A 24,472-nucleotide genomic window follows, 5' to 3' on the forward strand; every position below is an offset into this window, starting at 1 on the left:
TAGCCAATAAATACTGCCGTAAAAGACAGATACCTGAGAGCTACCGAGAGATAACTATTTGAAACGCCTAAAATTAAATTACCTGCTCATCGGGCTGGTTATGGTGCTGCTCGCGCTTGCACTGTGGCCGTCGATACCCTGGTACGGCGGTGCAACCGACCGCATCGCGCAGATAAAATCGCGAGGAGTTTTACGTGTGAGCACGATAAATTCTCCTTTGACTTATTACACCGTCAATAAATCACCGGCCGGTATGGACTACGAGCTGGCAAAACGCTTTGCCGATTATCTCGGCGTGAAGCTGGAAGTAACCGTGCGCCCGAACCTGAGCGATCTGTTTGACGATCTGGAAGATGACAAAGCTGATGTGCTGGCGGCCGGTTTAATTTACAACAATGAGCGTCTGGCACATTTTCGCGCCGGTCCGACCTACTATTCCGTTTCGCAGCAGCTGGTGTACCGCATCGGCGCAGCCAGACCGAAGAACCTCGGCGATCTGAAAGGACGGCTGATCGTCGCATCCGGCTCAGCCTATCTTTCCACCCTGCGCGGTTCGAAAGAGAATCAGTACCCGGACCTCGACTGGGCGATCTCCACCGATCAAACGCCGCAGACGCTGCTGCAGGCGGTTGCCGATGGCAAAATCGATTATACGGTGGGTGATTCGGTCACTATTGGCCTGATGCAGCGTATCCACCCGCAGCTGGCGGTGGCGTTTGATATCACCGATGAAGAGCCCGTCACCTGGTATATCCAGCGGGAACAGGACGACAGCCTGAATGCGGCGATGCTCGACTTCTATAACGAGATGGGTGAAGAAGGTGCGATGGCGCGGCTGGATGAGAAGTATCTCGGCCACGTCGGTACTTTTGACTATGTTGATACCCGGACATTCCTGCGTGCCATCGATGGCACGCTACCGGCGATCCAGCCGCTGTTTGAAAAATATGCGCAGAGCATCGACTGGCGACTGCTGGCGGCTATCTCTTACCAGGAATCACACTGGAACCCCCAGGCTACCTCGCCAACCGGCGTGCGAGGGATGATGATGTTAACGCGTAATACCGCAGACAGCCTGAATGTGACGGACCGTACCGATCCCGAGCAAAGCGTGCGCGGCGGCAGCGAGTATTTGGTAAAGATGATGGAGAAAGTGCCGGCAGGAATTCCGGATGATGAACGCATCTGGTTCGCCCTCGCCGCTTACAATATGGGTTATGCCCATATGCTGGATGCGCGCAAGCTGACGGAAAAACAGCAGGGTAATCCTGACAGCTGGGCAGATGTAAAGCTGCGTCTGCCGATGTTAAGCCAGAAGCGTTACTACAGCCAGACCACCTATGGCTATGCGCGCGGGCACGAAGCCTACGCGTATGTCGAGAATATTCGTAAGTATCAGATAAGCCTGGTGGGATACCTGGAAGATCAGGAAAGAAAGCTGGCGCAGAAGGCCGCAACCGAGGCCGAGTTGGGTAACGCCTACCCTGCCGTTCCGCCGCAGCTGGCGATGAACTGAGGCTAAAGCAATTTTCCCGCCTGGCGCTGCGCTTTTTTCTCCGCGCGGCGATGGCGGAAAAAGTCGCTGAGCATTGCCGCACACTCCGTCGCCAGAATGCCTTCTTCTATTTGCACCTGATGGTTCATGCCGGGATGCCCCAGAACATCAAGCAGCGAGCCTGCCGCACCGGTTTTTCCATCACGTGCACCAAACACCAGCCTGCCGATGCGGCTGTGAACCATCGCCCCCGCGCACATCACGCACGGCTCCAGCGTTACGTACAGCGTAGTGTTAAGCAGCCGGTAATTTTCAATGACTTTCCCACCCTGCCGTAATGCCATGATTTCCGCATGCGCGGTAGGATCGTGATGACCGATTGGCCGGTTCCAGCCTTCGCCGATCGCCCGCCCTTCATGGACCAGCACCGCGCCAACCGGAACTTCGCCTTCGTCCCAGGCACGGCGGGCCAGCATCAGCGCGTGGCGCATCCAGTATTCATCATTATTGTCGCTCACCTGAGTCTCCAGCGGAAAAAAAGCGCGACATTATACACTGATTACGCCCGACAGACCGCGCTTATTCCAGCTGTTGCAGCTCCCCCACGGGGGTTACGCGGAAACGATGCTGGCAGAAGAACAGCAGCGGGTTATCCTGATTACTGTCACTGTACCCACTGTAGAGCTGAAGTGGCGTGCCAATCTGCTCTTCCAGCTGCGCAACCTTTTCGTGCCCCAGGCAGCGAAGCGCCAGCACCCGTCCGCCCCTGGCACGGGACATCTGGCTGGCGATAAGTTTAACCTTCGGCAGAAACGCGGAATCGAAATACACCTGCTCCACCAGCGGCTGCGGCGATCCGGTGATTAACCAGACGTCGGCATCATCGCTGTTGAGGTAGTCCGTCAGGCGCTGCTGCACCACCGGAAAAGCCTTCACACGCTGGCGAAACCAGCTGGCGAACTCATTTTCCCGCTGCTGCAGACGCTGCTCGCTGTGACCAAAGGTAATGGACCACAGCAGCAGGCTCATTGGCCAGCGGGCAGCACGGCCGCGCAATAACAGTCCCCCAGCCACCACCGGCAGCAGCGGTAATACCAGCAGCAGGTTTAATGGCTGACGACGCAGCATCCAGCGCATGTAGGTACCAAACATATCCTGCTTGTGCAGCGTACCGTCGAGGTCAAAAAAAATAACGCGTCGTTCCTGACCGGTTGTCAAACCTTACTCCTCGCAGTCAATGAATCTTAAAATTGGGTGAAGAGGAAGCTGTTGTTCAGCCTCCCCAATCGGCCCGTTACTCACGTTCTTCGCCGTCGGGCTGAGTTCACCAGCAGCAAAGCACGCTACACCCGTAGCGTACAGAGAATAAGTGTAGTCAGAAGTGAGTGAAGAACTCGCTTTTAGCGCTCGTTAAGCGCGGCGCGAAGAAAACCACCGTGCCTGGCAAGCCGCTCGCGCGCCTCGGAGCCTGGCAGATCGGCCAGGATCATCAGGATGGCCGTTTTAACTTCATAGTCGACCTGTCCTAACGCCTCATCGGCCTGCTGCTGCGTGCAACCGGTCGCTTCGCATACCATTCGGTGCGCGCGATCCACCAGTTTGATATTGGTGGCTTTCATATCGACCATCAGGTTTTGCCAGACCTTGCCGATTTTCACCATCGCCCCGGTGGAGATCATATTCAGTACCAGCTTTTGTGCGGTGCCGGACTTCAGGCGGGTCGATCCGGTTAGCGCTTCCGGTCCTACTACCGGCGAAATGGCAATTTCGGCTTCGCGAGCAATCGGCGATCCGGGATTACAGGAAATTGCTGCCGTGCGACATCCGTGCTGGCGGGCATAGCGTAGCGCACCGATGACGTAAGGCGTGCGGCCGGAAGCGGCCAGACCGATCACCATATCATTAGAGCTAAGACCCAACGCCTGCAAATCGCTCACGCCGAGCTGTTCGTCGTCTTCAGCGCCCTCGACGGCCTTAAACATCGCCCCTGGCCCCCCGGCAATCAAACCAATCACCAGATCGTGCGATACACCAAAGGTCGGCGGACATTCGGATGCATCCAGCACGCCAAGGCGGCCGCTTGTACCTGCTCCCATATAGATGATGCGACCACCGGCAGACAGTGCGGCGGCGGCAGCGTCAACGGCCTTTGCTACCTGCGGCAGAGTCAGGCTTACCGCCGCAGCCACGGTGGCATCCTGCTGGTTAAATTTGCTGACCATCTCCAGCGTTGACAGGCTGTCGAGGTCAAGAGTGTCCGCATTGCGGGTTTCTGACACCAGTGAACCCAGATCCATTCTTCCCCCTTGACTGAATTTTTAATTCGAACAGATATTTCATTTGTTGAATATTTTATTCAAAATAAACCGTTTTTACACTAAGATCATTGTAAACGTTAGTAGAACGACGAGATGCAGAAAAATCCGGCACGCAAATCGGCCTGCCCTGAGGGCATTGCATTTTGGCCCGGTAAAGAATGGAAACTGCTAATCAATAGGTTAGACTTTGCGTCATGCCTGTTATCATTGCTGCCAATTCAACGTGATGAGTTCGAATTGGCAAGAGGAAAAGAGATGAGTTCACTGCTGCGTATTCGTCAGCTGTATCCCAGCCTGGCACTCAATGAGCGCCGCCTGGCTGACTACCTGCTGTCGCAGCCGGACCGCGCACGCCACCTGAGTTCACAAAAGCTGGCGGATGAATCCGGCGTCAGCCAGTCCAGCGTGGTGAAGTTTGCCCAAAAGCTGGGCTATAAAGGTTTCCCGGCGCTGAAACTGGCACTCAGTGAGTCGCTGGCGGACAAAGACGCGATTACCGTGCATAACCTGATTCTAAGCGACGACCCCCTTAAAACCGTGGGCGAAAAGCTGTTTACGGAAAAGATGTCTGCCATTCGCGCCACACTGGATATCAACAGTGAAGAGATGCTGCTGGAGACGCTGCGCCTGCTGCGAAACGCGAAGCGTATTGTTCTGGTGGGTATTGGCGCTTCTGGTTTGGTGGCAAAAGATTTTTCGTGGAAGCTGATGAAGATTGGTATCAGCGCGGTTGCAGAGCAGGATATGCATGCGCTGCTGGCCAGCGTGCAGGCGATGAGCCCCGGCGATGTGCTGCTGGCGATCTCCTACACCGGCGAGCGACGGGAAATCAACCTGGCGGCGCAGGAAGCACAACGGATTGGTGCCACGGTGCTGGCTTTTACCGGCTTTACGCCGAACACGCTGCAGCAGGCGGCGTCGCACTGTTTATATACGGTGGCAGAGGAGCAAACCACCCGCAGTGCCGCGATATCTTCAACTATGGCGCAGCTGGCACTGACCGATCTGCTGTTTATGGCACTGATCCAGCGCGACCCTGAACGTGCAACCAGCCATATCCGGCACAGTGAGGCGCTGGTTAAGAAGTTGACTTGAAGACAGAACCAGAAAGTTAATAACCGCCTTACTATGCGGCTAAAACATCGACGTTATTGGGGCTATCAGCTAATTGTGATACAGTGCGCGGCATTGAATTTGCAACAGTAAGTTAATGAATTCCAGATTTATCAACTTGTTAACCTACTGATTAAATTAATTTAACGGCACCTCATCCAAGATGGCTCTACTGATCACCAAACGCTGTATCAACTGCGATATGTGCGAACCTGAATGCCCCAACGAAGCGATTTCGATGGGCATGGAGTATTACGAGATCGACACCGATCGCTGTACAGAGTGCGTAGGCCATTACGATGCCCCCACCTGTCAGCAGGTCTGCCCGATTGATAACACCATTATTGTTGACCCACAGCGGGTAGAGACGAACGACCAGCTGTGGGATAAATTCGTGGTGCTGCACCCTGCGGGTTAGCTTTCAATAATTACCGTCGCACAGGCATAGTGGCGCTCATCTGCCAGGGTAACGTGAACGTGCATCACGCCCAGCTTTTTTGCCACTTCCTGCGCGTGCTGGAAGAATCTCAGACCCGGCTTGCCTAACTCGTCGTTGTAAACCTCAAACTGATTAAACGCCAGACCGCCACGAATGCCGGTGCCGAAGGCTTTTGCCGCCGCCTCCTTCACCGCGAAACGCTTGGCCAGGAACCGCACCGGCTGCTGATGAGCCTGGTACTGCGCCCACTCATTGGGGCTGAGCACCCGCTTCGCCAGCCGATCCCCCGAGCGGGAGATCACCCCTTCGATGCGGGCGATCTCCACAATATCCGTCCCCAGGCCAAGAATAGCCATTAGCGACGCGCTTCCCGCATCAGCTGCTTCATCTCTTTGACTGCATCCGCCAGGCCACTGAAAACCGCACGGCCAATGATCGCGTGACCGATGTTCAGCTCGTGCATCTCCGGAAGCAAGGCAATGGGCTGGACGTTGTGATAGGTCAGGCCGTGACCGGCATTAACCTTCAGTCCTTTACCTGCAGCATAGGTTGCCGCTTCGGCAATGCGTGCCAGCTCGGCATCGCGCGCCGGGCCTTCTGCCGCTTCGGCATAAGCCCCGGTATGGATTTCAATATAAGGTGCACCGGAAGCCACGGCGGCGTCGATTTGCCCACGATCGGCGTCAATAAACAGAGAAACGAGGATGCCGGCGTCGTTCAGGCGCTTAACCGCAGCCGTCACTTTTTCCAGCTGACCGGCCACATCCAGCCCGCCTTCGGTGGTCACCTCTTCACGTTTTTCTGGGACCAGGCAGCAAAAGTGAGGCACGATCTCGCAGGCGATATCGACCATCTCATCGGTAACGGCCATTTCCAGATTCATACGAGTCTGAATAGTCTGGCGCAGAATACGCACATCGCGATCGGTGATGTGGCGACGGTCTTCACGTAAATGGACGGTAATACCGTCAGCACCCGCCTGCTCTGAGACAAATGCCGCCTGAACCGGGTCGGGATAATTAGTACCGCGAGCGTTGCGTACGGTAGCAACGTGATCGATGTTTACGCCTAACAGTAACTCAGCCATGGGGTCCTCTGGGAATCGCGAATGTTTTATCGAGTGTACAACGTTCGACGGGCGCAGGGGTATGACCTGTCGCTATTCGTCTGCCGCAGGCGGAGTGTCCGCTCGTTTTCTCGGCAGAAACTGGCGAAACAGCTCAGTGCTTTTTAGCGGCCGACCGCCGAGATAGGGTTTGAGTGCAATACGGGTAAAACGTTTGGCTGCCCGTAGGGTGTCCGCATCGGGGAATTCTCGCTGCCAGAGCGCGCGCAGCTGTCGACCGGTGAAGCTTCGGTTGTTGACCACCAGGCTGGCAATAAATCCTTTCTCTTCCCGATAGCTGTAGGTCATCTCATCGGCGACCTCTTCCCCACTTCCGGCACAGTGCATGAAATCCACGCCGTAGCCGAGATGCCCCAGCATGGCCAGCTCAAAGCGGCGTAGTGCAGGCTCCGGCGAGCCGGATGCTGCCGCCAGCGCCTGGATACAGTGCAGATAGTCAAAGAAGAGTTCGTTAAAGGCGGTTTCGTGCTCCAGCACGCGGGTGAGCAGTTCGTTGACGTACAGGCCACAGTAGAGGGTGGTGCCGCTGAGCGGAAGCGCCAGCGAAACAGGTTCAGCGCCGCGCAGGGTTTTCACCTCGCCGCGCCCTCCCCAGCGCACCAGCAGAGGGGTGAAGGGTTGCAGAGCCCCCTTCAGGCTGGAACGTTTGGAGCGGGCACCTTTCGCCATGACCCGCACCCTGCCGTGCTGTTCAGAAAACAGATCGAGCAGCAGGCTGGTTTCGCTCCACGGGCGTGCGTGCAGAACAAATGCGCGTTGCCAGCCTTCCATCAAAATCAGAGGTCGTCAGTATAGCCCAGGCTACGTAGGGCACGTTCATCATCCGCCCAGCCGGACTTCACTTTAACCCACAGCTCAAGGTGCACCTTCGCCTCGAACATCTCTTCCATGTCTTTACGTGCTTCAATGCCGATAGTTTTGATCTTCGCGCCTTTATTGCCGATGACCATTTTCTTCTGCCCTTCACGCTCAACGAGGATCAGGCCATTGATATCATAGCCACCACGCGCGTTAGAGACGAACTGTTCAATCTCAACGGTCACTGAGTACGGCAGTTCAGCCCCCAGGAAACGCATCAGCTTTTCACGGATGATTTCAGAAGCCATAAAGCGCTGAGAACGATCGGTCACGTACTCTTCCGGGAAGTGATGCTCCGCTTCCGGCAGCAGCTTATGCACGATATTGGCAATCGTATCAACGTTATTGCCTTTTTCAGCCGAAATCGGCACCACGTCCATAAAGTTCATCTGCTCGCTCAGGAACTGCAGATGCGGCAGCAGAATGCTTTTATCAGTGATGTTGTCGACCTTGTTGATCGCCAGCAGCACCGGTACTTTGTTGTCTTTCAGTTTGTTCAGCACCATTTCGTCGTCGGCGGTCCATTTGGTGCCCTCAACGACAAAAATTACCAGCTCAACGTCGCCGATAGAACTGCTGGCTGCACGGTTCATCAGGCGGTTAATCGCCCGCTTTTCTTCCATATGCAGACCAGGGGTATCCACGTAAATCGCCTGATAGGCACCTTCGGTGTGGATGCCCATAATACGGTGACGGGTGGTTTGCGGTTTACGCGAGGTAATGGAAACCTTCTGCCCCAGAAGCTGGTTCAGCAAGGTCGATTTACCGACGTTTGGACGGCCTACAATAGCAATAAAGCCGCAATGGGTGGTTTGTTCGCTCATTCAATTCCCAGCTTAATCAGCGCCTGTTCGGCCGCTGCCTGCTCAGCTTTGCGACGGCTTGAACCGGTTCCCACAACCGGATCTGCCATGCCGCTCACCTGGCAGTGGATAGTAAATTCCTGATCGTGCGCTTCGCCACGGACCTGCACCACCAGATAGGATGGCAATGGCAGATGGCGACCCTGCAGAAACTCCTGCAGGCGCGTTTTCGGATCTTTTTGTTTATCGCCCGGGCTGATCTGCTCAAGACGGCTGGCGTACCAGCTGAGGATCAGCTGCTCAACCGTTCTGATATCGCTGTCGAGGAATACCCCTCCGATCAGCGCTTCGACCGTATCAGCCAGAATCGATTCACGACGGTAACCGCCGCTTTTCAGCTCGCCCGGCCCAAGGCGCAGGCATTCACCGAGGTCAAACTCTCGTGCCATTTCCGCCAGCGTATTACCGCGAACCAGCGTGGCTCGCATACGGCTCATATCGCCTTCATCCACGCGCGGGAAGCGATGATAAAGGGCATTGGCGATGACATAGCTCAGAATAGAGTCGCCCAGAAATTCCAGTCGCTCGTTATGTTTGCTGCTGGCGCTACGGTGAGTCAGTGCCTGCTGTAACAATTCCTGATGAGTAAAAGTGTAGCCCAACTTGCGTTGAAGCTTGTTAATTACGATGGGGTTCATGCGTTACCAATTTCTGAATGCGTCAATTATGCTGCACACGGAACAGGGCTGAGCCTGAACACCAACACGATCTGTTTCGTGTGCAGTGGCTCCCCAAAGCGGGAAGCCAACCGTTAAATATACTCACCCTACGATGAGTATTAGTGAATGCCACCAATCCGGCTCAGACGTACACCGGTCGGCCATTCGCCTTCCTGTTTTTCGAAGCTCATCCAGATAGCCGTCGCTTTACCCACCAGATTGCGTTCCGGGACAAAGCCCCAGTAGCGGCTGTCGGCGCTGTTATCTCGGTTGTCGCCCATCATAAAGTACATGCCCTGCGGCACAACCCACGTGGACTGCTCCTGGCCTGGCTGCTGATAGTAAGAAGCGGCCTGGCTTGGCATCTGAGTCACCAGCAGAATCCGGTGAGTCACGTCGCCAAGTGTTTCATTACGCGTTGCCAGGCGCAGACCGCCAGGCATGGATTCACCCTGCGGCACCTGGAAGAAACCATTGCCGGCTTCATTGCCGTTAAAACCGCTGAAGGTCTGGATAAAGTCGCTTGGCTCTACGTCGGAGTAAGTCACCGGCAGCGCGGTTTCACACTTGCCACCACCGCAGCCAGGCGTGACTGATACCGTTTTACTCAGCGGATCGTAGGTTACCCGATCGCCGGGAACACCGATGGCACGCTTAATATAGTCCAGACTTGGATCTTTCGGGTATTTAAATACCACCACGTCACCACGCTTAGGATGCCCGGTTGGGATCAGCGTAGTCTGGGTGATCGGGTCTTTGATGCCATAAGCATATTTTTCCACGAGGATAAAATCCCCGATCAGCAGCGTCGGCATCATCGATCCTGAAGGGATCTGGAACGGCTCAAAAATAAATGAACGCACTACGAAAACCACCAGCAATACCGGGAACACCGATGCCGTAGTTTCGACCCAGCCCGGCTGTTTATCCGCTTTGGTTTCTGGCGTGCCTTCGGCTTTTGCCGCTGCGCGCTTCGCCCGGCGGGCCGGTGCCCATTTATACTTGTCGATACACCAGATAATCCCGGTGACCAGCGTTGCTATCGCCAGAATCAGGGCGAACATATTAGCCATTCCAGTTCCCTCAAAGCCCTAAATGTGGGCTTATTTACTGTCTTTACCTACGTGGAGAATGGCAAGGAACGCTTCCTGCGGAAGCTCAACGTTACCCACCTGCTTCATGCGTTTCTTACCGTCTTTCTGTTTCTGCAGCAGCTTTTTCTTACGGCTGACGTCACCGCCGTAACACTTGGCGAGAACGTTTTTACGCAGCTGTTTAACGGTTGAACGGGCGATAATGTGCGTACCAATCGCCGCCTGAATCGCAATGTCAAACTGCTGACGAGGGATCAGATCTTTCATCTTCTCGACCAGTTCGCGGCCGCGATACTGCGAGTTATCACGGTGGGTGATCAGCGCCAGCGCATCAACACGCTCGCTGTTGATCAGCACATCCACGCGCACCATGTCAGAGACCTGGAAGCGCTTGAAGTTGTAATCAAGTGACGCATAGCCACGAGAAGTCGACTTCAGGCGGTCGAAGAAATCGAGCACCACTTCCGCCATTGGAATTTCATAGGTCAGCGCAACCTGATTACCGTGGTAAACCATGTTGGTCTGCACGCCGCGTTTTTCAATACACAGCGTAATCACGTTTCCGAGATACTCCTGCGGCAGCAGCATATGGCATTCTGCAATCGGCTCACGCAGCTCTTCAATATTGTTCAGCGGCGGCAGTTTGCCCGGGCTGTCGACATAGACAATCTGACCATCGGTGGTTTGTACTTCATACACTACGGTTGGCGCCGTGGTAATCAGTTCGAGATCGTACTCACGCTCCAAACGTTCCTGGATAATTTCCATGTGCAGCAGACCAAGGAAGCCGCAGCGGAAACCAAAGCCCAGGGCCGTTGAACTTTCCGGCTCGTAGAACAGAGAAGCGTCATTGAGGCTCAGCTTGCCCAGCGCGTCGCGGAAGGCTTCATAGTCGTCGGAGCTGATCGGGAACAGACCGGCGTAGACCTGTGGCTTCACTTTTTTGAAGCCAGGCAGCGCTTTATCCGCCGGGTTACGTGCCAGCGTCAGGGTATCGCCCACCGGCGCACCGAGAATGTCTTTGATCGCACAGACCAGCCAGCCTACTTCGCCACAGTTCAGCACGTCGGTATCTTCACGTTTTGGTGTGAAAATACCTAAGCGGTCGGCGTTGTAAACCTGACCGGTGCTCATCACCTTGATCTTGTCGCCCTTGCGCATGGTGCCGTTCTTGATACGCACCAGCGACACAACGCCCAGATAGTTATCGAACCAGGAGTCGATAATCAGCGCCTGCAGCGGGCCTTCCGGATCGCCTTCCGGCGGTGGAATATCACGTACCAGACGTTCCAGTACGTCCGGCACGCCAACGCCGGTTTTCGCCGAGCAGCGCACAGCGTCGGTAGCGTCGATACCAACGATATCTTCAATCTCCTGAGCAACACGCTCAGGGTCGGCCGCAGGCAGGTCGATCTTATTCAGAACCGGCACGACTTCCAGATCCATTTCCATCGCGGTATAGCAGTTTGCCAGCGTCTGGGCTTCAACACCCTGACCGGCATCGACCACCAGCAGTGCGCCTTCACACGCCGCCAGAGAACGGGAAACTTCGTAAGAGAAGTCAACGTGTCCCGGGGTATCGATGAAGTTCAGCTGGTAAGTCTGTCCATCAGGAGCGTGATAATCGAGGGTAACGCTCTGCGCTTTAATGGTAATGCCGCGCTCACGTTCTAAATCCATGGAATCCAGAACCTGTGCAGCCATTTCACGTTCGGTCAGGCCACCGCAAATCTGAATCAGACGGTCAGAGAGCGTCGATTTACCGTGGTCAATGTGGGCGATGATCGAAAAGTTTCTTATGTGCTTCATTATTGAGGTTTTTCTGCCTTACAAATTCTGGAACTCTCGCGATATAAAATCATGAGAGCGTGATATCACAGGCGAACAGAGGCCCGAAAGGCTGCATTCTACACTACATATCAAAGGGGTGGAATCATCGCGGGGTGCCAATAGTACCAGCAACGGCGTGGAAACAAAGAATTGCGCAAATATTAGGCGAGGTATCACTCTGCCCGCCAGGTACTGACCGGGGCAGAGGCGATAAGGATCAGGCATCGGTGGAGACGTGCAGTGCATCCGGCGGCAGTGCCACGCTGAGAATTACCGGCTGGTACGATGCGGAACGGCCCAGCACGCTGGAAATACCGCGGGCGATGATAAAGCCGCCAATACCGCCCAGCAACGCACCGCAGGCAGCGGCCAAATCGCTGTGGAACAGCATCTGGAACAGCCCGGCAAGAATAAACAATCCGACCAGCGGCGACATATAAACCAGCAGCGCCGAACTCAGCAGGCTGGATTCAGCAATACCCAACTCAATACGCTGGCCTGGAATCAACGGCTCGGCACTGGCAATTTTCATCACATGGGCATTTTTCGGCCCAAGCTTGTTCAGCATATGGCTGCCACAGCCTTTACGCGCGGAACAGCTGCTGCAGGAGGTTTTAATTTCCGAATGCAGCGTAGCCACGCCGTTTTGCCATGAGACAACCGTAGCCCATTCTCTCATCATGGTGTCGTACCTAAAGTAATGCTGTCAGCAATGCGTTTGGCAGTAGCAGGTGGCAATTCACCCACTACGGTAATTTCCGCATTATTACGCACTTCAGTTTGCACCGTACGACGCCCAGTGCGCAATTGCTGAGAGGTGCTGTTTTTATCGGCAAGGGTAATATTTACCGAGAAGCTGAACAGACCATCAGAGTAGAGGCGCGATTCTACCGGGCGGTTTAGTGATGGGATCTGGCGTCGGCTCTGCGCCACTTCCTTCATTCCGGCCGGTAACCATCCTGCTTTCCAGTTGAACGCCACCTTGTTACCCGCAGGCACCGACAGCGAAGGCGGCAAGTTCGCAGTTTCCAGCCCCTGCATCAGCTTACTGACGCCCTGATCAACGGCAAAGCTGATCACGCGATACTGCTCCAGCGTCTCACCATCGCGATCGAGCAAATCAACACGCAGCGGCAATTTAGTTTCACTGTCCAGCCAGACAACGTAGCCATAACGGGTACCATCGCGTGAGACGATGCGAATCACTTCACAAAGCTGATCGGCAATACGCGTGCGGCCAACCGGAACAAAATCATAGTTGCTGGCAAGATGCTGAAAATCGGCATAAACCAGCGCAGGCAGCGAATCAACGATATGATCGCCCGCCATGGTGAAGGGTTCCAAGCCCGGTTCGAAATAGCTGATTTCACTGCCGCGCTGAATGATCTCTCGACGAGGCCCATCCATTTGCAGCAGCTGTGCGTAGGTTTTGTTGTCAATGACCGCATGACGATAGCGAAGGGATTCGATCCCCAGTCTGGAGACATTGATATAGGCGAGTTCATAACTGAGAGACTGGCTTGCCTGCTCCATCTGTTGTAACAGCGCCCCGGACGGAGATTGTGCCGGGGCGACAGAGGAGTACATCAGGCTGCCAGCCAGAAGGCTGACGGCACACCAAAGCTGCTTCATTACTGCTGTTGCATTCCTAAGGACTGATTACCGGGAACCTGAGCAGCAGCCTGCTGGTCAGGATTTTGATCGAACTGCAGCTGTTCTGCATGCAGACGACGCTGAAGCTCATAGTCCTGCAGCAGTGCATTCACGCGACGACGCTGATCCTGCACCTGCTGATTGACTTTGCTGGTGCTGGTTGCGTTTTCAGAAGGTACGCCAAGGCTAACCTGCGAAGCCTGCCCCATCATCGGCAGCGTGTTAAACGCCGGCGAATCGGAAGACTGGCCTGCAACGGGCTTGTTGTACTGCTGAACGCCGACGATGACCGCCAGTGAAACGCAGGCGGCCAGGCCAACCTGAGTAATCTGAGCAGCCCATGGACGTAATTTGCCCCAGAACGGCATCGCTGCAGCTTCTTCGGGTTTCGGCTGAGCTTCCGGGATCAATCGAGTGACAGTTTTCGCTGGCTCATCTTCGATAGCCGCGGCCACGCGGGCAGCGATATCAAAATCCAGCAGCTGTGGGACATCGCCACGCAGCGTATCGCGGATCAGATGATAGCTTTCCCAGTTTTTCTGTAGTGCTGCATCGGAATTGAGAGCCGACATCAGCTCGGTATCCAGTGCTTCACCATCCATTAAAGCGGAAAGTTGTTCTTTCTGCATGCCTCAATACCCTTCCTGTGTACGTTATTACTAACGTTGGATAAGCGGTTGAATTTTATTATCAATAGCTTCTCGTGCACGAAAAATTCGTGACCGAACCGTACCCACCGGACAATCCATGATAACCGCTATCTCTTCGTAGCTCAGGCCATCAAGTTCGCGCAGTGTAATCGCCATGCGCAGATCCTCGGGTAACGTTTCGATAGTACGAAAAACTATCTGTTTCAGTTCTTCTGACAACATTAAGTTCTCAGGGTTCGAAATTTCTTTCAGCGCTCCCGCACTTTCAAAATTTTCTGCGTCGATAGCGTCCACATCGCTGGACGGCGGACGACGCCCCTGAGCCACCAGATAATTTTTAGCCGTATTGACGGCAATTCGATAGAGCCAGGTATAGAAAGCACTATCTCCCCGGAACGATTCCAGCGCACGATAGGCTTTAATAAATGATTCCTGCACAACGTCAGGAACATCTCCTGAAGGTACATAGCGGGAAACCAGACTCGCCACTTTATGCTGGTAGCGTACTACCAGTAAATTGAATGACTTCTGATCGCCCTTCTGCACGCGCTCAACGAGAATCTGATCCGTTAACTGCTCGCTCATCCGAGGTAAAATCTCCCCAAATCTGTTTCCACGCGTAACCAAACTCCCAGTGATAACCCAATATTGTTTTCGAGCAAGCACGCGATTTGAGTGGTTTTCATTGGAGAAGTTCCATTACGCCATTATTTTTGTGAGGTCATCAGGACATATTTACAAATCAGCTCGCTTTTTTATGCATTCTTGCCGATTTGTGAGCCACTGCCTTTCTTTGGAACCTGAACTCATGGTTCATCACCCTGATAACGCCCGCAGAGTAACGCATGGGGCCAGGTTTTTCACCCTCTAATCGCTTCAAAAAGCTTCGGCTCACACTATTAATAACCCTGGATTGCGTGTTAAGCCTGATGTACGCGGCAAATTTCCACATCTCAATACAGCTCACACTCTGCACACTGGTCGATAAAAAGCCTTTTTGCCTGATTAATTTGAATGCTATGCTCAGCAAACAACCTGTTTAGTAAATTAAACACCATGACGCATTCTTCCGATTACAGCTGTGATGTTTTGATTATTGGCAGCGGCGCAGCTGGCCTTTCTCTGGCGCTGCGCCTTGCGGCAAAACACCGTGTTACCGTGCTCAGCAAGGGCCCGGTCAGCGAAGGTTCTACTTTTTATGCTCAGGGCGGCATCGCGGCGGTGTTTGATGAAACTGACAGCATTGAGTCCCATATTGAGGATACACTCATCGCCGGCAGCGGCCTGTGCGAGCGTGATGCCGTTTCGTTTATCGCCAGTAACGCCCGCCACTGCGTTCAGTGGCTGATTGATAACGGCGTGCTTTTCGATAAAGAAACCCCAGGAAACAGCGAGCAGCCTTATCACTTAACTCGTGAAGGCGGCCATAGCCACCGCCGCATCCTGCACAGCGCCGACGCGACCGGCAAAGCCGTTGAAACGACCCTGGTGAGCCAGGCGCTTAGCCACCCCAACATTACGCTGATTGAGCGCAGCAACGCCGTTGACCTGATCGTCTCCGACAAGATCGGCTTGCCGGGTGAACGCCGGGTAGTCGGCGCCTATATCTGGAACCGCAAACGTGAAAAGGTCGAATCCTGCCGCGCGCGTGCGGTGGTGCTGGCAACCGGCGGTGCAGCGAAAGTGTATCAATACACCACCAATCCGGATGTCGCTTCCGGCGACGGCATCGCGATGGCATGGCGTGCCGGCTGTCGGGTCGCCAATCTTGAGTTTAACCAGTTCCACCCCACCTGCCTGTTCCATCCTGATGCCCGAAACTTTCTGCTGACCGAAGCCCTGCGTGGTGAAGGCGCACTGCTTAAGCGCCCTGATGGCTCCCGCTTTATGCCGGACTTCGATCCACGTGGCGAACTGGCACCGCGCGATATTGTAGCCCGGGCGATTGACCACGAGATGAAGCGGCTGGGTGCCGACTGCATGTATCTGGACATCAGCCATCAGCCGCCGGACTTTATCCGCGCGCATTTCCCTACCATTTACGAAAAGCTGCTGACGCTGGGTTTCGATCTCACCAGCCAGCCGATCCCTATCGTTCCGGCGGCGCACTATACCTGCGGTGGCGTGATGGTAAATCAGCAGGGACAAACCGATCTCAGCGGGCTGTATGCCATTGGGGAAGTCAGCTATACCGGGCTGCACGGCGCCAATCGCCTGGCTTCAAACTCTCTGCTGGAGTGCCTTGTTTACGGCTGGTCAGCGGCGGAAGATATCGATCGCCGCCTGGCTGACATTGAAATAGTGACAGCGCTTCCGGCATGGGATGAAAGCCGCGTGGACGATTCCGATGAGCGCGTGGTGATCCAGCATAACTGGCATGAACTGCGGCTATTTATGTGGGACTACGTGGGGATTGTTCGCACGACTAAACGCCTGGAACGCGCGCTGCGGCGTATTAACACCCTGCAGCAGGAAATTGACGAGTACTACGCCAATTTCCGCATTTCTAACAACCTGCTGGAGCTGCGCAATCTGGTACAGGTTGCCGAACTGATGGTGCGATGCGCCCTCGATCGCAAAGAAAGCCGCGGCCTGCACTATACGCTTGACTATCCTGAAGCGCTGGGCGAAGCCAGACCGACGGTGCTGGCTCCCCGATTAGCGGAATAAATAGAAGTCGCGGGTCAGACTACAGTGCGCCTCAGAGTAGTGCTGATCCGGCCCGCGAATCGTCATACGATCCAGCATCTGCTCACCCGCCTGTGGCGATAGCGCCAGCATGACGCGGTTCGGTGGCCGGGTATCGTTATCTGCCACATCGGTGCGGAACCGCAGATGCCAGCCGCGCTGTAGGGCAATCTCAACCAGCGCACTCCCGGCAGATTCCGGTAGGATCACGCAGAAAAATCCGTCTTCCGTGATGAGCTGCTCGGCGCAGCCCAGCAGTGCTTCATGTGTGAGCGCGCCGGTATAGCGGGCGGAAGCGCGTTCCGGGGTCGCACAGTCCGAACCCGGTGCAAAATAGGGCGGATTGCTGACAATCAGCGAATAACGCTGTTCACAACCCGTCGTCCATTCAAGAATATCAGCCTGATGAACCCAAATTCGATCCGGCCACGGCGACGCGGCAACGTTTTCCTGCGCCTGCTCTGCCGCCGCCGCATCCAGCTCGACGGCATCAACCTGTACGGATCCCGCGGTACGCTGAGCCAGCATCAGTGCAATCAGACCGCTGCCCGTACCGATATCCAGCACGCGGCGGACGTTGGCAACCGGAGCCCAGGCCCCAAGCAGTACGCCGTCGGTACCCACCTTCATGGCACAGCGATCGTGCGCGACGAAAAATTGTTTAAAGGTAAACCCGTTGGCACGGAGAATGGCTTTCTGTTGCGACATTTGACTGACCTGAAAGAGAAACGGCGCTAGCATAGGGCAAACCATGACGAAGGAAAAGTCATTAACCCGATACAAACAGATGAAGATCGCGTTCAATCTGTCTATAATCAGCGCCCCAAACTGAGGTAGACCATGACTGTAACCACTTTTTCCGAACTCGAACTAGACGAAAGCCTGCTGGAAGCTCTGCAGGAAAAAGGCTTCACGCGCCCCACTGCCATTCAGGCCGCGGCGATCCCGCCAGCACTGGAGGGTCGCGACGTTCTGGGTTCGGCACCAACCGGTACAGGCAAAACTGCGGCCTACCTGCTGCCCGTCCTGCAGCACCTGCTCGACTTCCCACGTAAGAAGTCCGGCCCTCCGCGCGTTCTGATTCTGACGCCAACGCGCGAACTGGCCATGCAGGTTGCCGAGCAGGCGCGCGAACTGGCTAAACATACCCACCTGGACATCGCGACCATTACCGGCGGCGTGGCATTTATGAACCACGCGGAAGTCTTCAGCGAAAACCAGGATCTGGTGGTCGCCACCACCGGTCGTCTGCTGCAGTACATTAAAGAAGAGAACTTTGACTGCCGCGCGGTTGAAACCCTGATCCTTGATGAAGCCGACCGCATGCTGGACATGGGCTTTGCGCAGGATATTGAGACTATCAGCGCCGAAACGCGCTGGCGTAAACAGACGCTGCTGTTCTCCGCCACGCTGGAAGGGGAAGCCATTAAGGACTTCGCCGAGCGTATTCTGAACGAGCCGGTCGAAGTTGAAGCCGATCCGGCGCGTCGCGAGCGTAAAAAAATCCAGCAGTGGTATTACCGTGCTGATGATACGCAGCATAAAACCGCCCTGCTTATCCACCTGCTTAAACAGCCGGAAGTGACTCGTGCGGTGATCTTTGTACGTAAACGCGAGCGCGTTCATGAAGTCTGCGCGTGGCTGCGTGAAGCCGGGATCAATACCAGCTACCTCGAAGGGGAACTGGTGCAGGCCAAGCGTAACGAGGCCATCAAACGCGTTGTTGAAGGCCGCGTTAACGTACTGGTCGCTACCGATATCGCAGCACGCGGTATTGATATCGATGATGTCAGCCACGTATTTAACTTCGATATGCCGGTAACGGCAGATACCTATCTGCACCGCATTGGCCGTACCGGCCGTGCCGGTAAGAAAGGCATCGCTATCTCGCTGGTTGAAGCGCACGACCATCTGCTGCTGGGCAAAATCAGTCGCTACATCCAGGAACCGCTGAAGTCGCGCATCATCGAAGAACTGCGCCCGACTACCCGTCCACCAAATGAGAAGCTGAAAGGCAAACCATCGAAAAAGGTGCTGGCGAAGCGCAAAGAGAAGAAAGATAAGGCGAAAGAAGACGAGAAGCCGCGCGCTAAAGTCCGCCACCGCGACGCCAAAAATGTCGGTAAACGCCGCAAGCCAAGCGCTGCTAAAACCGACGGTGCTGAATAATCGCACTGCATGATAAAAAGCCGCCTTCGAAGGGCGGTTTTTTTTCGCCTGTAAGCAGTGAAAACAGGCCGTTGAGTCAAAAAATGATCACTGTGTTAATTATGTGTTTCCCGGCCAGCGCCTGAATTTGCCGAATGATAAAAAAAACGCCAGCATTCAGTAAATTAAACCGAATGCTGGCGTGATGCGTTTATCAACAGCTCACCAATTAAATCCGGTGATTATTGCTTATAAACTCTCAGTAAATGTACGGGTAATCACATCACGCTGCTGTTCCGGCGTCAGAGAATTAAAACGCACGGCATAGCCGGATACGCGAATAGTCAGCTGCGGGTATTTTTCCGGATGCTTAACCGCTTCTTCCAGCGTTTCGCGGCTCAATACATTCACATTCAGATGCTGACCGCCTTCTACACGTACCTCAGGTTTTACTTCCAGCGGAATTTCGCGATATTCGATTTGGCCCAGATCGCTGACCGACACAACCTGATCTTCACTGTAGCCAGATTTCGCACACACGCAGCGAGCTTCCGCTTTCTCGCTGTCCAGCAGCCAGAATGAATTCAGCAGTGCGCTATTTTTTGCTTGAGTAATTTGAATTCCGGTAATCATGATGTTGCCTCCCAGGCAGTGGGCGCAGATTGAAACTGCGCACGGATGAATGGATAAACCAGTCTTCTGTATATCAGCCCGAAATGCTCTCCTCTTTGACCCAAATCAATTGATAAAAACCGCCAATAACGGTTAATAGAGTAACATTCTGTTTTATATCAATTTTCCCCGATTTTTTATTTCTAACATTTTTGTAAATATTCAATTATTTTTTAAGTTTAACCCCTTACTAAACCACGCTAAGCTACACGCTCTACAGACTTAAAGGAGTTGGCGATGGTCAATACCATGACCTGGCACGATGTGCTGGCTGAGGAAAAAGAAAAACCATATTTCAGGGAAACGCTGGCTGCGGTCGCCGCAGAGCGTGCGGCCGGCAAAACGGTTTATCCGCCACAAAAAGACGTGTTTAACGCTTTTCGCCTGACGGAGCTGGGGCAGGTAAAAGTGGTTATTCTGGGGCAGGACCCTTATCACGGGCCGAATCAGGCACACGGTCTGGCCTTTTCCGTCCTGCCGGGCGTGGCAGTACCGCCTTCGCTGGTGAATATGTACAAAGAATTGGTGACGGATATTCCCGGGTTTCAGCGGCCTAATCACGGCTTTCTGGAAAGCTGGGCACATCAGGGGGTGATGCTGCTCAACACCGTTCTGACCGTTGAAGGTGGCAAGGCGCATTCGCATGCTAAATTTGGCTGGGAAACCTTTACCGATAACGTGATTGCCGCGATCAATCAGCATCGCGAAGGCGTGGTTTTTCTGCTGTGGGGTTCCCATGCGCAGAAGAAAGGCAGCATTATCGACCGGAAGCGCCACCACGTTTTACAGGCACCGCACCCTTCCCCGCTGTCGGCCCATCGCGGTTTCTTCGGTTCCGCGCATTTCTCTAAAACCAATCAGTGGCTGAGTGAACGGAATGAAGCGCCGATAGACTGGACGCCGCATCTTCCTGAATAACAGTGATAAAAAAAGCACCTTTCGGTGCTTTTTTATGATTTAATTATCAGGCTTTCGCTTTCGCCACTGCAACCATCGCCGGGCGTAACAGGCGACCGTTCAGGGTGTAGCCGCGCTGCATCACCATCATTACGTGGTTTGGCGCAACGTCTTCAGATTCCATCATCGACATCGCCTGGTGCACGTCAGGGTTGAACGGTACGTTGGTATCGCCCACCACTTCTACACCGAATTTACCCACCGCGTTCAGCAACGATTTCATCGTCAGGTCGATACCTTCGATCATCGAAGCCAGTTCCGGGTTGGTCTTATCAGCCACTTCCAGTGCACGCTCAAGGCTGTCGATTACCGGCAGCAGCTCGTTGGCGAATTTTTCCAGCGCAAACTTGTGCGCCTTCTCAACGTCCATTTCCGCACGACGGCGAATATTTTCAATTTCGGCCTGAGCGCGCAGCTGCGCATCGCGCACGCCGCCCAGAGATTCAGCCAGCTGGGCTTCAAGCTGCGCAATACGTTCATCGCGCGGATCCACCCCATCTGCTGCGTCTGTAGCCTGGTTTTTCGCCTGCTCGATCTCAATTTCGTCTGAGACTTGCTCGTTTGGTGTGTTCTGTTCTTTACTACTCATGAATTTCTCCGCGTTTGTGCATATTCCATCGCTGGTTCGCTTATTATGGGGATCAGAATCGCGGTTTCAAGGGAACCAGTCACATTGTCGGGGGAGTTTACCTCGTAAGGAATGCCAGAATCATGAACAGCCACTTCAACTGCATCGGGATCGTCGGTCATCCCCGGCATCCTACCGCGCTCACCACCCATGAAATGCTGTACCGCTGGCTCACTGCGCGCGGCTATCAGGTGATTATTGAGCGCCAGATTGCCCGCGAGTTGAAACTGGAAGGGGTGGAAACCGGCACGCTGGCCGAAATTGGTCAGAAAGCGGACCTTGCGGTGGTGGTCGGCGGTGACGGCAATATGCTCGGTGCCGCACGCGTGCTGGCGCGTTATGATATTAAGGTTATCGGCATCAACCGCGGTAATCTCGGATTTTTGACCGATCTCGACCCGGACAACGCCCAGCAGCAGCTGGCGGACGTGCTGGAAGGCGAATACTTTGTTGAAAGCCGTTTTCTGCTGGAGGCACAGGTTTGCCGCCAGTCCGGCGCACCGCGCATCGGCACCGCCATCAATGAAGTGGTCCTGCACCCGGGCAAAGTCGCCCATATGATTGAGTTTGAAGTTTATATCGATGAGAGTTTCGCCTTTTCGCAGCGTTCCGATGGCCTGATCATCTCCACACCGACGGGCTCGACCGCCTATTCTCTCTCAGCGGGTGGCCCGATCTTAACTCCATCGCTGGACGCGATTGCGATAGTGCCAATGTTCCCGCACACCCTGTCGGCGCGACCGCTGGTGATTAACAGCAGCAGCACGATCCGCCTGCGCTTTTCCTCACTGCGCAGCGATCTGGAAATCAGCTGCGACAGCCAAATCGCCCTGCCGATCCAGGAAGGGGAAGATGTGCTGATCCGCCGTAGTGATTACCACCTCAATCTTATCCACCCAAAAAATTATAACTATTTCAACACGCTAAGCTCAAAACTTGGCTGGTCAAAAAAATTGTTCTAAATCTGTGCCTGGCTACTTTACTGGTCATAAAACCAGTATATACTGTATGAAAAACCATATATGTGTTTTCATACAGGAAGGCAACTATGCTGGCACAACTGACCATCAGTAACTTTGCTATCGTTCGTGAACTGGAAATCGACTTTCAGCGCGGGATGACGGCAATCACCGGCGAAACCGGTGCGGGTAAGTCCATCGCTATTGACGCGCTGGGGCTTTGTCTGGGTGGTCGTGCCGAAGCGGATATGGTTCGCCAGGGCGCATCCCGTGCGGATATCTGCGCCCGCTTCTCGTTGAAGGATACGCCTTCAGCCCAGCGCTGGCTGAGCGATAACCAGCTGGATGACGGCAACGAGTGCCTGCTGCGCCGCGTTATCAGCAGCGATGGCCGTTCACGCGGATTCATCAATGGCACTTCGGTGCCGCTTTCCCAGCTGCGTGAACTGGGCCAGGCACTGATTCAGATCCACGGTCAGCACGCGCATCAGCTGTTGCTCAAACCCGAACACCAGAAAACCCTGCTGGATGCCTACGCGGGCGAAACGCTGCTGCTGCAAAACATGGCGCAGCGCTATCGCCAGTGGCACCAGAGCTGCCGCAACCTGGCACACCATCAGCAGCAGGCACAGGAGCGGGAAGCGCGCCGCGAACTGCTGCAGTACCAGTTGAAAGAGCTGAATGAATTCGCCCCGGTACAGGGCGAGTACGAGCAGATCGATGAAGAGTATAAGCGCCAGGCCAACAGCGGCCATCTGCTCTCCGTCAGCCAGCAGGCGCTGCTGATGCTGGCGGACGGCGAAGATCATAATCTGCAAAGCCAGCTGTATACCGTTCGTCAACTGATGGGCGAGCTTACCGAGATGGATGACAAGCTCAGCGGCGTGTTTGGCATGCTGGAAGAAGCCGCTATCCAGATTAGCGAAGCCAGCGACGAACTGCGACACTACTGCGATCGGCTGGATCTGGACCCAAACCGCCTTCAGGAGCTGGAACAGCGCCTGTCGCGGCAGATCAGCCTTGCCCGCAAGCATCATATCGCGCCGGAGGAGCTGGCCTCCTTCCATCAGCAGCTGCTGGCAGAACAGCAACTGCTGGACCAGCAGGAAAGCGATCAGGATGAACTGACTCAGGCGGTAGCCGAACACCACGCAGCCGCATTGCACTGCGCCGAACAGCTGCATGAACGCCGCGCGCACTTTGCTGAAGAGCTGGGGCGCTTAATCACCGAAAGTATGCACGCGCTGTCAATGCCGCACGGCCGCTTCACTATCGATCTACAATTCAACCCTGAGCACCTGACGGCGGAAGGCGGCGATCGCATTGATTTCCGCGTCAGCACCAACCCCGGCCAGCCGCTACAGCCGCTGGCGAAAGTCGCCTCCGGCGGTGAGCTGTCGCGCATCGCGCTGGCTATTCAGGTGATTACCGCCCGTAAGATGGATACCCCGGCCCTGATCTTCGATGAGGTCGATGTGGGTATCAGCGGACCAACCGCAGCCGTGGTCGGTAAGATGCTGCGCCAGCTGGGCGAATCAACTCAGGTGATGTGCGTAACCCACCTGCCGCAGGTTGCAGGCTGTGGCCATCAGCATTTCTTCGTCAGCAAAGAAACCGACGGCGAAATGACTGAAACCCATATGCAGTGCCTGGACAAACGCTCGCGCCTGCAGGAACTGGCTCGTTTACTGGGCGGAAGCGAGGTCACCCGCAACACGCTGGCGAACGCAAAAGAACTTTTAGCCGCCTGAGCATTGCACTTTTTTACCGGTTTGTGGTCATATCCTTGCTTCGCAGAGGTTTTAAACTGCGTAAAGGTTTATTATCATCGGCAACTTACGCTGGTATCGTAGTTGTACACTGATAGACCCAGATTGCCGGGGCGGCTGCTTCAGGTGGGTGGGGATATAAATAGCCACAAAGGAATAAACATACTTATGCGCTGTAAAACGCTGACTGCTGCTGCGGTGGTTCTTCTGATGATGACCGCTGGATGTTCCACTCTGGAGCGAGTGGTTTACCGGCCTGATATAAACCAGGGTAACTACCTGGTTGCCAACGATGTTGCCAAGATCCACACCGGTATGACGCAACAGCAGGTTGCTTACACTCTGGGTACGCCGATGATGCACGATCCGTTCGGCAACAACGTCTGGTACTACGTATTCCGCCAGCAGCCTGGCCATGAGCCAATCAAGCAGCAAACCCTGACGCTGACCTTCGACAGCAACGGCACGCTGACCAACATTGATAATAAACCGGCTCTGACAAAATCTGAGGGTTGATCCACTCCGCCTTAACGGCTGTGGAATGGATACAAAA

At 54.7% G+C, this 24,472-nt stretch carries 26 protein-coding genes; 9 read left to right on the top strand and 17 right to left on the bottom strand.

From position 1 onward, the window contains the following. Window positions 1-58: 58 nt before the first annotated feature. Complete coding sequence (gene mltF, locus IBT46_RS10430; protein ID WP_105593200.1) at window positions 59-1,516, top strand: membrane-bound lytic murein transglycosylase MltF; 1,458 nt, start codon at window positions 59-61, stop codon at window positions 1,514-1,516. 2 nt (window positions 1,517-1,518) lie between these two features. On the opposite strand, the gene tadA is transcribed toward mltF, so the two are convergent. The 3 genes from tadA to murQ all read right to left on the bottom strand — a co-directional run bounded on the left by tadA (window position 1,519) and on the right by murQ (window position 3,792). Then, the gene (gene tadA, locus IBT46_RS10435; protein ID WP_105593199.1) at window positions 1,519-2,013 is read right to left on the bottom strand and encodes a tRNA adenosine(34) deaminase TadA; all 495 of its coding nucleotides are present in this window, start codon (window positions 2,011-2,013) and stop codon (window positions 1,519-1,521) included. Window positions 2,014-2,074: 61 nt separating this feature from the next. After that, a complete protein-coding gene (yfhb, locus tag IBT46_RS10440) occupies window positions 2,075-2,713 on the bottom strand; it encodes a phosphatidylglycerophosphatase C (RefSeq protein WP_105593198.1) in 639 nt (212 codons plus the stop codon). Window positions 2,714-2,895: 182 nt separating this feature from the next. After that, a complete protein-coding gene (murQ, locus tag IBT46_RS10445) occupies window positions 2,896-3,792 on the bottom strand; it encodes an N-acetylmuramic acid 6-phosphate etherase (protein WP_200545620.1) in 897 nt (298 codons plus the stop codon). Between the two features lie 276 nt (window positions 3,793-4,068). Here murQ and IBT46_RS10450 point away from each other — a divergent pair, with 276 nt between their 5' ends. Next, a complete protein-coding gene (locus IBT46_RS10450; RefSeq protein WP_105593196.1) occupies window positions 4,069-4,908 on the top strand; it encodes a MurR/RpiR family transcriptional regulator in 840 nt (279 codons plus the stop codon). 181 nt (window positions 4,909-5,089) lie between these two features. Then, a complete protein-coding gene (locus IBT46_RS10455) occupies window positions 5,090-5,344 on the top strand; it encodes a YfhL family 4Fe-4S dicluster ferredoxin (protein ID WP_105593195.1) in 255 nt (84 codons plus the stop codon). Here the strand turns inward: IBT46_RS10455 and acpS are convergent. From acpS to rpoE, 11 genes are all read right to left on the bottom strand, one after another. Next, a complete protein-coding gene (acpS, locus tag IBT46_RS10460; protein ID WP_105593194.1) occupies window positions 5,341-5,721 on the bottom strand; it encodes a holo-ACP synthase in 381 nt (126 codons plus the stop codon). The genes IBT46_RS10455 and acpS overlap by 4 nt on opposite strands. Beyond that, window positions 5,721-6,452, bottom strand: a complete 732-nt coding sequence (gene pdxJ / locus IBT46_RS10465; protein WP_200545621.1) for a pyridoxine 5'-phosphate synthase — start codon at window positions 6,450-6,452, stop codon at window positions 5,721-5,723. Before pdxJ ends, acpS begins: the two co-directional genes overlap by 1 nt. 72 nt (window positions 6,453-6,524) lie before the next feature. After that, on the bottom strand, window positions 6,525-7,262 hold the full coding sequence (recO, locus tag IBT46_RS10470) for a DNA repair protein RecO (protein ID WP_200545622.1): 738 nt from the start codon (window positions 7,260-7,262) through the stop codon (window positions 6,525-6,527). A 5-nt stretch (window positions 7,263-7,267) separates the two neighbouring features. After that, on the bottom strand, window positions 7,268-8,173 hold the full coding sequence (gene era, locus IBT46_RS10475; protein ID WP_200545623.1) for a GTPase Era: 906 nt from the start codon (window positions 8,171-8,173) through the stop codon (window positions 7,268-7,270). Next, window positions 8,170-8,850, bottom strand: a complete 681-nt coding sequence (gene rnc, locus IBT46_RS10480) for a ribonuclease III (protein ID WP_105593190.1) — start codon at window positions 8,848-8,850, stop codon at window positions 8,170-8,172. Before rnc ends, era begins: the two co-directional genes overlap by 4 nt. 140 nt (window positions 8,851-8,990) lie before the next feature. Further along, entirely contained in the window at window positions 8,991-9,944 is a 954-nt protein-coding gene (gene lepB / locus IBT46_RS10485; protein ID WP_105593189.1) for a signal peptidase I, read from the bottom strand. Between the two features lie 30 nt (window positions 9,945-9,974). Next, window positions 9,975-11,774 (bottom strand): translation elongation factor 4, encoded by a 1,800-nt coding sequence (gene lepA, locus IBT46_RS10490; RefSeq protein ID WP_200545624.1) that lies wholly within the window; start codon window positions 11,772-11,774, stop codon window positions 9,975-9,977. A 238-nt stretch (window positions 11,775-12,012) separates the two neighbouring features. Continuing rightward, window positions 12,013-12,477: a SoxR-reducing system protein RseC gene (gene rseC / locus IBT46_RS10495; RefSeq protein ID WP_105593187.1), complete on the bottom strand. Its 465-nt coding sequence runs from the start codon at window positions 12,475-12,477 to the stop codon at window positions 12,013-12,015. Further along, window positions 12,474-13,427 carry a sigma-E factor regulatory protein RseB gene (rseB, locus tag IBT46_RS10500; RefSeq protein ID WP_200545625.1) on the bottom strand — a complete coding sequence of 318 codons (954 nt, stop codon included), beginning with the start codon at window positions 13,425-13,427 and terminating at the stop codon, window positions 12,474-12,476. Before rseB ends, rseC begins: the two co-directional genes overlap by 4 nt. Then, the gene (gene rseA, locus IBT46_RS10505; protein ID WP_200545626.1) at window positions 13,427-14,077 is read right to left on the bottom strand and encodes an anti-sigma-E factor RseA; all 651 of its coding nucleotides are present in this window, start codon (window positions 14,075-14,077) and stop codon (window positions 13,427-13,429) included. The genes rseB and rseA overlap by 1 nt, the downstream gene beginning before the upstream one ends. 30 nt (window positions 14,078-14,107) lie before the next feature. Then, window positions 14,108-14,683 carry an RNA polymerase sigma factor RpoE gene (gene rpoE / locus IBT46_RS10510; RefSeq protein ID WP_105593184.1) on the bottom strand — a complete coding sequence of 192 codons (576 nt, stop codon included), beginning with the start codon at window positions 14,681-14,683 and terminating at the stop codon, window positions 14,108-14,110. Between the two features lie 471 nt (window positions 14,684-15,154). Between rpoE and nadB the strand changes: the two genes are divergently transcribed. Next, on the top strand, window positions 15,155-16,768 hold the full coding sequence (gene nadB, locus IBT46_RS10515) for an L-aspartate oxidase (protein WP_200545627.1): 1,614 nt from the start codon (window positions 15,155-15,157) through the stop codon (window positions 16,766-16,768). Here the strand turns inward: nadB and IBT46_RS10520 are convergent. Further along, complete coding sequence (locus IBT46_RS10520; protein ID WP_200545628.1) at window positions 16,757-17,494, bottom strand: tRNA1(Val) (adenine(37)-N6)-methyltransferase; 738 nt, start codon at window positions 17,492-17,494, stop codon at window positions 16,757-16,759. The genes nadB and IBT46_RS10520 overlap by 12 nt on opposite strands. 132 nt (window positions 17,495-17,626) lie before the next feature. Between IBT46_RS10520 and srmB the strand changes: the two genes are divergently transcribed. Further along, the gene (srmB, locus tag IBT46_RS10525; RefSeq protein WP_200545629.1) at window positions 17,627-18,955 is read left to right on the top strand and encodes an ATP-dependent RNA helicase SrmB; all 1,329 of its coding nucleotides are present in this window, start codon (window positions 17,627-17,629) and stop codon (window positions 18,953-18,955) included. A gap of 228 nt (window positions 18,956-19,183) precedes the next feature. On the opposite strand, the gene grcA is transcribed toward srmB, so the two are convergent. Then, window positions 19,184-19,567, bottom strand: coding sequence for an autonomous glycyl radical cofactor GrcA (gene grcA, locus IBT46_RS10530; RefSeq protein WP_200545630.1), 384 nt, complete (start codon window positions 19,565-19,567; stop codon window positions 19,184-19,186). 276 nt (window positions 19,568-19,843) lie between these two features. Here grcA and ung point away from each other — a divergent pair, with 276 nt between their 5' ends. After that, window positions 19,844-20,524 (top strand): uracil-DNA glycosylase, encoded by a 681-nt coding sequence (ung, locus tag IBT46_RS10535; protein ID WP_200545631.1) that lies wholly within the window; start codon window positions 19,844-19,846, stop codon window positions 20,522-20,524. A gap of 46 nt (window positions 20,525-20,570) precedes the next feature. Here ung and grpE read toward each other — a convergent pair whose 3' ends face one another. Then, window positions 20,571-21,152, bottom strand: coding sequence for a nucleotide exchange factor GrpE (gene grpE, locus IBT46_RS10540; protein WP_200545632.1), 582 nt, complete (start codon window positions 21,150-21,152; stop codon window positions 20,571-20,573). Between the two features lie 122 nt (window positions 21,153-21,274). Between grpE and nadK the strand changes: the two genes are divergently transcribed. From nadK to bamE, 3 genes are all read left to right on the top strand, one after another. Then, a complete protein-coding gene (gene nadK / locus IBT46_RS10545) occupies window positions 21,275-22,153 on the top strand; it encodes an NAD(+) kinase (protein WP_105593177.1) in 879 nt (292 codons plus the stop codon). Window positions 22,154-22,239: 86 nt separating this feature from the next. Continuing rightward, window positions 22,240-23,901 (top strand): DNA repair protein RecN, encoded by a 1,662-nt coding sequence (gene recN, locus IBT46_RS10550; protein WP_105593176.1) that lies wholly within the window; start codon window positions 22,240-22,242, stop codon window positions 23,899-23,901. A gap of 186 nt (window positions 23,902-24,087) precedes the next feature. Next, window positions 24,088-24,435, top strand: coding sequence for an outer membrane protein assembly factor BamE (bamE, locus tag IBT46_RS10555; protein WP_105593175.1), 348 nt, complete (start codon window positions 24,088-24,090; stop codon window positions 24,433-24,435). Window positions 24,436-24,472 lie beyond the last annotated feature (37 nt).

Origin of the sequence: Erwinia sp. S38, assembly GCF_016624545.1 — a bacterium.
Taxonomy (GTDB): Bacteria; Pseudomonadota; Gammaproteobacteria; order Enterobacterales; family Enterobacteriaceae; genus Erwinia; species Erwinia coffeiphila.